Source organism: Klebsiella sp. JN_Kp126, from assembly GCF_033843325.1.
Taxonomy (GTDB): Bacteria; Pseudomonadota; Gammaproteobacteria; order Enterobacterales; family Enterobacteriaceae; genus Klebsiella; species Klebsiella michiganensis.
This window is the reverse complement of sequence record NZ_JAWXQV010000093.1, coordinates 44,394-55,887: the sequence shown is the minus strand read 5'-3', so window position 1 is coordinate 55,887 and position 11,494 is coordinate 44,394. Positions and strand designations below refer to the sequence as shown.

Here is an 11,494-nt window from a genome sequence, read left to right as displayed (position 1 = left end):
AGCCTACTATGTCAGCATCAGAAATCACGATTTTTGCCGCTAAAAAAATCATTACGATGTGCCCGAACCGCCCGGAGACCACCCATGTCGCGGTGCGCGGCGACCGTATTTTAGGCACCGGCACGCTTGAAGAACTCACCGGCTTTGGCGAATACCAGCTGGACGAGACCTTTGCCGATAAAGTGTTAATGCCCGGCCTGATTGAAGCCCACTCGCACGTCACCGGCGGCGGTATGTGGCAATTCCCCTATGTGGGTTACTACGATCGCCCGGACCATACCGGTAAAGTCTGGAAAGGCTGCCGCTCTTTTGACGACGTCGTCAGCGCACTGCAGGCGGTGGAACGTGAGATGACCGATCCGCACGCGCCGCTGATCGCATGGGGCGTTGATCCCATTTATTTCGGCAGCGAAAAGCTGGGTCGCGAACATCTGGACCGCGTCTCAACCACCCGTCCGGTCGCGGTTATCCATATGAGCATCCACCTGATGGGCGCCAATACCGCCGCTCTGCACGACTGCGGAATATTTGACGACTGCCAGATCGAAGGCGTGGTGAAAAATCAGGACGGGACGCTGCACGGCGAGCTGGTGGAGTTCGCCGCCATGGGGCCAATCCTGAATAAATATGGTTTCTGGGACGAACTCACCACCGAAATCGCCATCGCCAATTTCGGCCAGGAAGCGTTTCGCGCAGGCTGCACCAGCGCAGCCGATATGGGTCTGACCGATTTCAGCAATCCCGAGCTGATGACCAACTACATCCGCATGACCCGTGAAGAGGACTTCCCGATTCGTCTGCTGGTGGCCTACGGTCCTCCTTTCGTCAAAAAACCCTTCCAGGAAGCGCTGGATTTCGCCCCGGACGTCATGCGTCACGGGCACGAAAAAATGCACTTCGGCCCGATGAAAATCTTCCTCGACGGCTCTATCCAGGGTGGGTCAGGACGGATGCTGGAGCCCTTCTATTATCTGGATGGCCACAACGGCGCGTGGAACGCCACGCCGGAAGAGGTGGAGCAGCAGGTCTACGACATCATGTCCCGCGGCTACCAGGTTCACTGCCACTGTAACGGCGACGAGGCCTCGGAAGCGTTCATTAAAGCCGTCGAGAAAACCCTGAATCGTATTCCGGCAGTGAACCACCGCGCGGTGATGCAGCACGCGCAGATGCTGCGTGAAGATCAGTTCAAACGCATCAAAGAGATGGGTATGGGCGTGAACTTTTTCAGCAACCACATCTATTACTGGGGCGATCAGCACTACAGCAAAACCATGGGCCCGGAGCGCGCAATGCGTATGGACGCCTGCGGCAGCGCGGTGCGCCACGGTATTCCTTTCGCCTTCCACAGCGATTGCGGCATCACCCCCATCAACCCGCTGTTCACCGGCTGGTGCGCGGTGAACCGCCTGACGGCATCCGGGCGCGTACTGGGCGAAGCGGAAAAAATCTCCGTCGATCAAGCGCTGCACGCGATGACCCTCGGCGCAGCGTGGACCATGAAAATGGACCATCTGATCGGCAGCATCGAATGCGGTAAATATGCCGACTTCACCGTGCTGGAAGAGGATCCGCAGGCCATCGAGCCGGTTCAGCTTAAAGATGTGAAGGTCTGGGGCACCGTGCTGGGCGGTAAGAAACAGCAAATCCAGTAAACCTGTTGCGAACATTATCCACCCGGCGGCGACGTCGGGCGGATAGCTATTGCACAAAATCATTCACATTGCATCAAGGCGGCACCTGAGAGAATCCTCGGTCACTTATTACAGTAAGCGACCGGGGTGAACGCAGGCAGCCAGCACAGAGGCAGCTAGAAGGATGATGTGTAGATTGCCTGAAATTAACCACAGAACACGATCATGACGACAAATTCAGTAATTAACTCTCCCGGCATATCGCGCAACGCGGCCGCCGATACGGCGATGAAATGGTTGCCGCTGCTGGTGCTGTGCCTCGCTCAGCTCTCGACATCCGGCGATAATGCCACGCTGAGCATCGCTACCGGCGCGCTGGTCAAAGACCTGCACGCGTCAATGGATCTCATCAGCATCGCCAACGCGATGTATTCGCTGGCCGCGGGCTCTCTGATGGTCGCCGCCGGGATGGCCGGGCTTATCGTCGGCTGGAAGAAAACCTTCCGCATCGGCTGCGCGCTGCTGTTTCTTGCCGAGCTGACCGCTTATTTCTCACCGAACATGCTGGTCTTCACCTACGGCGCCCGTCTGCTTTCCGGTATTGGCGGAAGCTTTATGATCCCTTCGGTGCTGGGGCTTATCGCCAGTAACTATAAAGGCCGCCAGCAGGCGATCGCCTTTGGCGCTATCGGCGCGGCAAGCGGCGTCTCCTTCGCCGCCGGTCCGTTGATTTGCGGCCTGCTGGTTGACCATTTCGGCTGGCGTGCGGCGTTTGCCGCTATCGCCGGCCTGTGCATCGTGATCTTCAGCGGCTCTTTCCTCGTCCCTACGCCGGCAAAACCTGAACGCAAAGTGGTGTTCGATCTGCCGGGCGTCGTCCTGACCGTAATCGGCCTGTTCAGCGTGATCCTCGGCTTCCTGAAAGTCTCGAGCTGGGGTCTGTTTACGCCGTTTAACGCGCCGTTCACCGTCATGGGTCTTAGCCCGGCGCCGTTCCTCGTCCTGTTTGGCCTGATCGTGCTGGCGATTATGCTGAAGTGGGAGCGCCATCGCGAAGCCACCACCGGCAGCGCGCTGATCCCGCTGTCGTTCCTCGCAACGCCGCAGGTGCGTAACGGTCTCTATCTGACGGCGTTTATCTTCCTCGCCTACGGTTCCGGTATTTTTGTGACCGTGAGCTTTGTACAGGTGGTTGCCGGGCTGAACGGTATTGAAACCGGCTTGCTCATTCTGCCGTTTGCGCTGGGCGTCGTGGTCTTTTCGCTGGGGCTGCCGATCGTCTGGAAAAACGCGAATCCGAAACGGATGTGCCAGAGCGCGCTGCTCATCGGCACGCTGGGCTCCGTGTTGTGCATCTTCGGCTTCGGCCCGTCCGATTTCAGCATGATCGTGCCGGTAGGGATGTGTCTGATTGGCATTAGTATGGGCATCGTTTCCGCCTATTCCAGCTATATTGTTACCAGCGCTCTGCCGGCGCGCGATGCGCAGCAGTCCGGCGGCGTGCAGGCGACTTCGCGTAACGTCGGCCAGGCAATCGGCGTGGCGGTTTGCGGTATGGTGATGCTGACGGCGATCACCATGACAGTGCAGGATATGGCCAGCCACGACGCTTCGCTGAGCCAGGATACACAGCAAAAAGTGGCGAATATCTCCGTCATTCCTTATCTCAGCGATACCGGCTTCTCAAAGCTAATGCTGGATCAAGGCGTGAATCAAAAGGATGTGACGGAACTCAACCAGGTCTATAAAACCGCCCGCCTGAAAGCTACGCGAGCGGGCATGGTCGCCACCGCGGTCATGACGCTGCTGTTTTTATTCGGGACGCGCAATCTCCCCGTCCGCGCCAAAGGGTCTGATGACGCAGCAGGAGAAGAGCCGCGTGCGAAGAAGTCGAAAATCTGAGTTAAGATCGAAAGATAACTAACAATAACGCGCCCCTCCCGCGAGGAAGGGCGCGTTTTGTCGTTTCTATCAAAAAGGAACACGCTGTGACCACCAACCCTACACCGACAAACTGGTTACCTTTGGTTGTCTTATGCTGCGCACAGTTTCTGGCTTCCGCCGATAACGTGACGTTAAGTATCGCCACGCAGGCGCTAATGAACGATCTGCACGCCACGCTTGGGCAGGTCAGTACAGCGAATACCATGTATCCGTTGATTGCGGGCACGTTTATGGTGGCAGGCGGAATGCTGGGGTGTATCTGGGGTTGGCGAATGCTGTTTCGCATCGGCTGCCTGATTTTTATCCTCGCCGAAGCCTGCGCCTTTTTTTCGCCATCGATCGCGCTCTTCACCTGGGGCGCGCGTCTGACCGCCGGGATAGGCGGTAGCCTGATGATCCCCGCCGTTTTTGGCCTGATCTCTGCCCTGTATCAGCAGCGACGACGGGTTGCCGCCTTTGGCGCTCTGGGCGCCTCCAGCGGCATTTCATTCGCCTGTGGTCCAATTGTATGCGGATATTTGCTGGACCACGTCGGCTGGCGCATCGCGTTTGCCTCGCTTGGCCTGCTGGCGCTGCTTATCCTGCTCTGCTCCGTCATCATCCCGGCATCAGAAAACAAACGCGCCGCTATCGCCTTCGATACCCCGGGCTTTCTGTTAGGCACCCTGGGGCTGTTCCTGACGATTTTCGGTATTCTGCGCATCCCGGTCTGGGGGCTGGTTATGCCCTTCGACCCGGCAGTGAGCGTTCTCGGCCTGAGCCCCGCCCCTTTCGTTATTCTCTGCGGCCTGATGGTGCTGGTGATGATGCTGCGCTGGGAACGTCATTTTGAAGCCACCACCGGCCACGCTCTGCTCCCCGCGGTTTTCCTGAAAACCCGCCTGGTGCGCCACGGGCTCTATCTCACCGGTTGGATATTTTTTGCCTACAGTTCGGCTATTTTTACCGTGGTGAGTTTTGCGCAGATTGTTAAAAGCGTATCGGCGATGGAAACAGGGCTGCTGATACTCCCTTTTGCGATATGTCTCGCCGCCTGTTCGCTGGGCCTGCCGCTGTTTATTCAGCAGCGAAACCCTCGCCGCCAGTGCCAGATGGGGCTGACGGCGGGAATCGCCGGCGCTCTGGTTGCCGCCGCGGCGCTGCACGTGACGGGGTTTACCCCTGTACTGATGGCGTCAGGGCTCTGTTTAATCGGCGCAGGGATGGGCACCATCGCGGCCAATGCCCCGATACTGGTCACCACTGGCGCAGGGAATCGGCACGCCGAACAGTCCGGCGGCGTTCAGGCCGCCTCGCGCGATATCGGGCAGGCATTAGGAATGGCGTTAATCAGTACCGTCATGCTCACGGTGTTGACCTTCCTGATGAAATATCAGGTACAGCACGACCTGGCAATGGGCCTGGCCGCCCGACAGGTCATCGGCCATCTCACGTTTATCCCCTGGACGAGCGATCGGACTTTCCATCAGCTTATCCAGACACAAAACCTGGCGCCCGGCGATCTCTCTGGCCTTCTTCAGCATTATCAACAGAGCCGGATGCTGAGCGCGCGTTACGGGCTGCTGGCGATGGCGATCTTGACGTCTCTACTGCTGATCCGCCTTCGCCATCTGCCGAAGTCATCGTAGATTGCGCTATACTGCCGCCACGATCAAAAAAGCGGGAAAGAACCATGAACGACAGTGAATTCCATCGCCTGGCCGATACCCTGTGGATGACCATCGAAGAGCGTCTCGACGACTGGGATGGCGACAGCGATATCGACTGCGAAATCAACGGCGGCGTGCTGACTATCAGCTTTGAAAACGGCAGCAAAATTATTATCAACCGCCAGGAGCCGCTGCACCAGGTATGGCTGGCGACAAAACAAGGCGGCTACCATTTCGACCTGAAAGGCGACGAGTGGGTATGCGACCGCAGCGGCGAAACCTTCTGGGATCTGCTGGAACAGGCGGCGACTGCGCAGGCCGGTGAAGCGGTGAGTTTTCGCTAAACGCGCGTGATTCGAGTTCCCCGGATTGCGGCTAACGCCGTATCCGGGCGACAAAACCCATATCACCCCGAAGCCCAGGCAAGCGAAGCGCCCCCGGGAAATTTACCTGCGCCGAATGACAGGTCTACGCGGCGGGTCATGAGTAGTGCTGCAACATCGATGATGTCGCGGAATCCTCACCTGCAGCAAGGGTCGCCGCGGCAATCACCTGGCTGCGGAACGGGATCACCTGTTCGCGGCCGTCGACGTCGACGATTTGATAAAACTGCGGCAGGTTAAAGTTGATAAAGCTGGAGCCGTAGGTAAAGCGGTCATGCGACGAAGAGTAGAAGCGGCTGACGTCGCGTACCAGCTCTTCTTTGCTGCCTTCGCAGTGGTGATACACCTCGGCGCGGTTGCTCTCATCAAGGATATAGATGTTAAATCCGTTATCGTTATCCGCATCTTCAAAGAAGAACTGAATAATCCCTTCGCTGGCAAAACCATCCACCACCTGCGGCAGCCTGACGTGGTTGGTTTCCACCTGCACCGACAGGCCGTGCAGTTTGTTATGCGAAATCGCGCCGTAGAATTCGATGGCGTTTTCCAGCTTCTGTACCGAGACGTTAAGACGCTCGAAGAAGAGTCCCCAGGTCTGCCCGGAAACGCGTAGCGCTTTAAAACGGCCGGTATCCTGGCGGGTACTGGAAAGACGCAGCTCAACGCATTCAGACACCAGCTGCTGCACGCGAGTGCGGATCAGGCCGCGCAGATGCTGGCTATAGCAGAAAACTTCCACGCTATCCGGCGGCGCGGCGTCCTGGTGCATCTTGCCAAGAATGGTTTTCAGCGCTTCGATCATCGCCTGCTCGCCGTTAAAGTGCAGCGTGCGCACCTCGTTCCACGAGTTGCGATACAGCAGATCGATGCTGCCAATCAGGCACTTTTGCTCTTCGCCGAAGCTGAAAACATCCAGCTTGCGGAAGTCGAAATGCACCACCTGATTGCGGAAGGCCGCCGTCGGGTCATATTCGAGGTTGACGATAATCGCCAGGTGGCGAATTTCGCAGGGGCTATACAGCGCTTTCGGCGTCGGAGACGGCAGGCGCAGCGGGAAGTGATGCGCCACATCGGCCACCATCTCCTGCAGTTTCGCCAGGTCGACAATCCCGTTGCCCTTAATAAACAGGCGTGTGCGTGACGTCAGCAGGCCGTTAAACCAGGCCCAGGCCACCAGCTTATTAAGATAACGGTTATATTCCAGCGGCTGATGGCTGATGATCGATTCCATGTCCGGCGCGCGGTTATAGACATACCAGCCGGTACGGTTGGCACGGCCCGGCGGCACGTGGATGAAAGTCAGATTCGGCTCAGACAGATCCGGCGAAATTTGCGGGTTTACCAGGGTCACTTTCCCCGGCAGCGCTTCAAAGGCGGCGTACAGCTTACGCGTCAGCACGCCAATATCCTGCGGGCTGGCGGAAACGCTCAGGTTATTACGGCGCGCAAAGCGAATCAGGTTGCGATAGCTCTGCATCATCGCATCAAGCAGTTCGTTGTGCGCTTTACGGACTTCGTCAATCTTCCAGTTGGCCCGGTTATCGAGCATCATCAGACGCTTTTCATCCCAGCCCCACTCTTTCACCAGGTGGCTGACGACTTCACGGCGCCAGCCGACGCAGGCGCGCTCGCGGCTCAGCTTCTCGCACACTTTTAAATAGAAACATCGACGCACCAGATCGAGGCGCGTTTCATCTTCGATGGCCTGCAGATAGAGCGTGACGCGCTCCAGCATCATGCAGTAAGGGTCAAGGCCAAACGATACGATTTCACCATCATGCAGGCGCTGCTTGATATCTTTCGCCAGCAGACGGTTGTTGGGATACTCCCAGGAGTACGCTTCCAGCAGCAGCGTCTTCAGCACCGCCTTATAGGGCGAGTCGATGCTTTTATACAGCTGCCACAGGCTGGCGCCGAAGTACTCTTCTGCCGAGAGGGAACTCAGGCCGCCGAGATCCAGCCATTCGTTCGGCGTCAGCACGCCCTGCGCGTAGAGGCTCATCACGTAATCGTCGTAATGCTCTTCTTCATCGCACGGCACCATATTCCACAGAATACGTTTCCCGGCCAGGCGCACCGCGGTACGGTAAAACTCATCCAGCAGCAGGATGTGTTGAGTTGAGCCGCAGTCTTCACCGCCCAGGCTGCCGCTTTCGTTATGGCGGAAGCGGTTTTCGTCGATCAGGAAGAAGCTGACCTCAACGCCCAGCGACGCGGCCCAGCTCTCGAGCAGGCTACATTTGCGCTGCAGCAGCTGGCGCTCTTCGCTATCCAGCCATGATTGGTGGCAAACCCAGATATCCAGGTCGGAAGAGCAGCTTTGGCCGACGGAAGAAGTACTGCCCATAGAGTAAAGGCCGGTGATCGGCAGCTCGCCTTTCGGCGGCTCTTTGGCCAGCATTCCACGGTTGAGCTCGAGTTCATCAAGATAGTGACGTTGGGTTTCATCAGGCGTGTAGAGGCAAATGCCACGGGGAACGTTACCGTCAAGGTAACCCGGCATCAGCGGATGATGATAATGTAGTAATGTCGGCAGTAGACTGTAAACCTGCTGGAAAGCGGGTCCCATGGCAGCAAGGGCGCGATCCACGCGCAATTGGTTGATGGCATCCAGTCTCTGTTTCAGTGTCTCAATATAGAGGTACAAGACATATCGCCTGATGTTCAAAAACCCGACGTACAATAGTACGGAGAGTTTCAGTATTTCAACAAAAACCGTCACCATTCGTCGTCGGTGTGGTTGTGATGAACTGCTGACTGACAAATGGTTTAAAACGTGATCAATCTAACACCTTGCTGATTGACCGTAAAGAAAGATGAGCTACATACAAGTGTAGCACCCTTTACTACGTGTAAATTCTTCACTACGTTTGCGGCAACCCGCAAACGCATGAAAGGCTAAAAAAATGGCCGCGACCCTTAACCCCACAAAACTAACATCCCTAAGACAACAATGTTAGGATGGTTAGTGGTCGACTATGACGGTAACAAGCATGTTAGACAAAGTTTTGAGAATTGCCACACGGCAAAGCCCGCTTGCGCTATGGCAGGCACATTATGTGAAAGAGCGCCTGGAGTCCTGTCATCCGGGGCTTTCCGTTGAGCTGGTGCCTATGGTCACCCGCGGCGACGTGATCCTTGATACGCCCCTTGCAAAAGTGGGCGGTAAGGGCCTCTTTGTGAAAGAGTTAGAGCTGGCCATGCTGGAAGGTCGCGCCGACATTGCCGTCCATTCTATGAAGGACGTGCCGGTGGAGTTTCCCGAAGGGCTGGGGCTGGTGACCATCTGTGAACGCGAAGATCCGCGCGATGCCTTTGTCTCGAATCACTACGCTTCCATTGATGAACTCCCCCACGGCAGCATCGTTGGCACCTCAAGTTTACGCCGTCAGTGTCAACTGGCCGCCGCGCGGCCGGATCTCACGATCCGCTCCCTGCGCGGCAACGTTGGCACGCGTCTGGGCAAGCTTGATAGCGGCGAGTACGACGCCATTATTCTGGCCGCCGCAGGGCTTAAGCGCCTGAACCTTGAGGCGCGTATTCGTCAACCGCTGTCCCCGGAGCAATCTCTGCCCGCCGTCGGCCAGGGCGCGGTCGGCATTGAGTGTCGCCTTGACGACGAATGGACCAAAACGCTGCTGGCCCCGCTGAATCATACGGAAACGGCCATCCGCGTCCGCGCTGAACGGGCGATGAACACCCGGCTTGAAGGCGGCTGTCAGGTACCTATCGGCAGCTATGCCGAACTGATCGACGGTGAGCTATGGCTGCGCGCGCTGGTTGGCGCGCCGGATGGCTCACACACGGTACGCGGCGAGCGGCGCGGTCGCCCGGAAGATGCCGAAACACTGGGCGTCGCCCTTGCCGAAGAACTTCTGGATAACGGCGCTCGCGACATTCTCGCCGTCGTCTACGCAGGAGAAGCGCCTCAATGAGCATTCTGGTTACCCGTCCGCTGCCGCAAGGCGAAGAGTTAGTCAGCCGCCTGCGCGCGCTGGGACGCGTGGCCTGGAGCTTTCCGCTCATTGAGTTTACCCCGGGCCGTCAGCTCTCTGAGCTGGGCGGCCAGCTGGCAAGCCTCGCCGCAGGCGATTTGCTCTTCGCGCTATCTCAGCATGCCGTCGAGTTTGCCCACGCTCGCCTCCAGCAGCAGGGGCTGCGCTGGCCCACGGCGCCCGACTATTTTGCCATTGGCCGCACCACCGCGCTGGCCCTGCATAAGGTCAGTAATCGACAAGTTCGCTACCCGTTAGATCGGGAAATCAGCGAAGTCTTGCTACAATTACCTGAATTACAAAACATTGCGGGGAAAAAAGCGCTCATCCTGCGCGGCAACGGCGGGCGGGAATTACTCGGTGACACGCTTCGCGAACGCGGTGCTGATGTCACTTTTTGTGAATGTTATCAACGTAGTGCAAGGCACTACGATGGCGCAGAAGAAGCAATGCGCTGGCAGTCTCGCGGGGTTTCGACGCTGGTCATCACCAGCGGCGAGATGCTGCAGCAGCTCTGGACGCTAATACCACAGTGGTATCGCGAACGTTGGCTCCTGAGCTGTCGCATTTTCGTTGTCAGTGAACGTCTGGCCGAGCAGGCCAGGGAATTGGGCTGGCAGGATATCCAGGTTGCCGATAGCGCCGACAACGATGCGCTGCTACGCGCATTACAATAACTCTCAACATTGGAAGCCATAATGACGGAACAACAGAATCAATCCGCCGTGGTTGAAGAGACCAGGGAGGCCGTGGAAACGACGCCACAGCCAGAGAAGAATGTCGAAAAGAAAAACGGCGGCAGTAAAACCAGCCTCGCCCTGAGCGCAATAGCTATCGCTATCGCCCTCGCCGCTGGCGTAGGCCTTTATGGTCTGACGAAGACTCAGGCAACCCGCCAGAGCGAAGCCAGCGCCGGGCTATCCAGCCAGATCGCCGCGCTGCAAAAAGCGCAGGAGAGCCAAAAAAGCGAGCTTGAAGGCATCATCAAGCAGCAGGCCGATCAGCTGACGGAAGCGCAGCGTCAGCAGGATTCTCTGGCGAAGAAGCTGGAAGAAGTGCAGGAGAAGGTCGCGGTCATTTCCGGCAGCGATGCAAAAACCTGGCTGCTCGCGCAGGCTGATTTCCTCGTAAAACTGGCCGGACGTAAGCTGTGGAGCGATCAGGACGTGACGACCGCCGCCGCGCTGCTGAAAAGCGCCGATGCCAGCCTCGCCGATATGAACGATCCGAGCCTGATTTCCGCCCGTCGCGCCATTACCGACGATATTGCTTCGCTTTCCGCCGTGAGCCAGGTCGACTACGACGGCATCATTCTGAAAGTGAACCAGCTCGCCAACCAGATCGATAATTTACGCCTGGCGGACAACAACGACGATGACACCCCGATGGATTCCGATAGCGATGAGCTATCCAGCTCCATTAGCGAGTGGCGGGTAAACCTGCAAAAAAGCTGGCAGAACTTTATGGACAGCTTTATTACCGTTCGCCGCCGCGATGAGACCGCCGTGCCGCTGCTGGCGCCAAACCAGGACGTCTATCTGCGCGAAAACATCCGCTCCCGTCTGCTGGTCGCGGCGCAGGCGGTTCCGCGTCATCAGGAAGAAACCTACAAACAGGCGCTGGATAACGTCTCGACGTGGGTTCGTGCTTACTACGACACTGAAGATGCCACCACCAAAGCCTTCCTTGAGGACGTGGATAAGCTCAGCCAGCAAAGCATCACCATGAACGTACCGGAGAGCCTGCAGAGCCAGGCGCTGCTTGAGAAACTGATGCAAACGCGGGTACGTAATCTGATGGCGCAGCCGGCTGAAACCCAGGCCAGCGCCCCGGCTCCCGCGCCGGCACCTGCTGCCCACGCGCCAACGCCTGCGCCACAAGGAGAGTAA

At 57.7% G+C, this 11,494-nt stretch carries 8 protein-coding genes; 7 read left to right on the top strand and 1 reads right to left on the bottom strand.

Going from position 1 to position 11,494, the window contains the following annotated elements; all coding sequences use genetic code 11:
- Window positions 1–8: 8 nt before the first annotated feature.
- From SIK97_RS25910 to cyaY, 4 genes are all read left to right on the top strand, one after another.
- The gene (locus tag SIK97_RS25910; protein ID WP_025108406.1) at window positions 9–1,655 is read left to right on the top strand and encodes an amidohydrolase; all 1,647 of its coding nucleotides are present in this window, start codon (window positions 9–11) and stop codon (window positions 1,653–1,655) included.
- Between the two features lie 204 nt (window positions 1,656–1,859).
- On the top strand, window positions 1,860–3,536 hold the full coding sequence (locus SIK97_RS25905) for an MFS transporter (RefSeq protein WP_032747359.1): 1,677 nt from the start codon (window positions 1,860–1,862) through the stop codon (window positions 3,534–3,536).
- Window positions 3,537–3,622: 86 nt separating this feature from the next.
- A complete protein-coding gene (locus tag SIK97_RS25900) occupies window positions 3,623–5,206 on the top strand; it encodes an MFS transporter (protein WP_057173030.1) in 1,584 nt (527 codons plus the stop codon).
- Between the two features lie 44 nt (window positions 5,207–5,250).
- Entirely contained in the window at window positions 5,251–5,571 is a 321-nt protein-coding gene (gene cyaY, locus SIK97_RS25895; RefSeq protein WP_004097546.1) for an iron donor protein CyaY, read from the top strand.
- 136 nt (window positions 5,572–5,707) lie between these two features.
- Here cyaY and cyaA read toward each other — a convergent pair whose 3' ends face one another.
- The gene (cyaA, locus tag SIK97_RS25890) at window positions 5,708–8,257 is read right to left on the bottom strand and encodes a class I adenylate cyclase (protein ID WP_009651720.1); all 2,550 of its coding nucleotides are present in this window, start codon (window positions 8,255–8,257) and stop codon (window positions 5,708–5,710) included.
- Window positions 8,258–8,603: 346 nt separating this feature from the next.
- Here cyaA and hemC point away from each other — a divergent pair, with 346 nt between their 5' ends.
- The 3 genes from hemC to hemX are packed head-to-tail and all read left to right on the top strand — an operon-like array spanning window position 8,604 to window position 11,494.
- Window positions 8,604–9,545 carry a hydroxymethylbilane synthase gene (gene hemC, locus SIK97_RS25885; RefSeq protein ID WP_025108409.1) on the top strand — a complete coding sequence of 314 codons (942 nt, stop codon included), beginning with the start codon at window positions 8,604–8,606 and terminating at the stop codon, window positions 9,543–9,545.
- On the top strand, window positions 9,542–10,282 hold the full coding sequence (hemD, locus tag SIK97_RS25880) for a uroporphyrinogen-III synthase (protein ID WP_032747353.1): 741 nt from the start codon (window positions 9,542–9,544) through the stop codon (window positions 10,280–10,282). The genes hemC and hemD overlap by 4 nt, the downstream gene beginning before the upstream one ends.
- Window positions 10,283–10,303: 21 nt before the next feature.
- Entirely contained in the window at window positions 10,304–11,494 is a 1,191-nt protein-coding gene (gene hemX, locus SIK97_RS25875; protein ID WP_004097536.1) for a uroporphyrinogen-III C-methyltransferase, read from the top strand.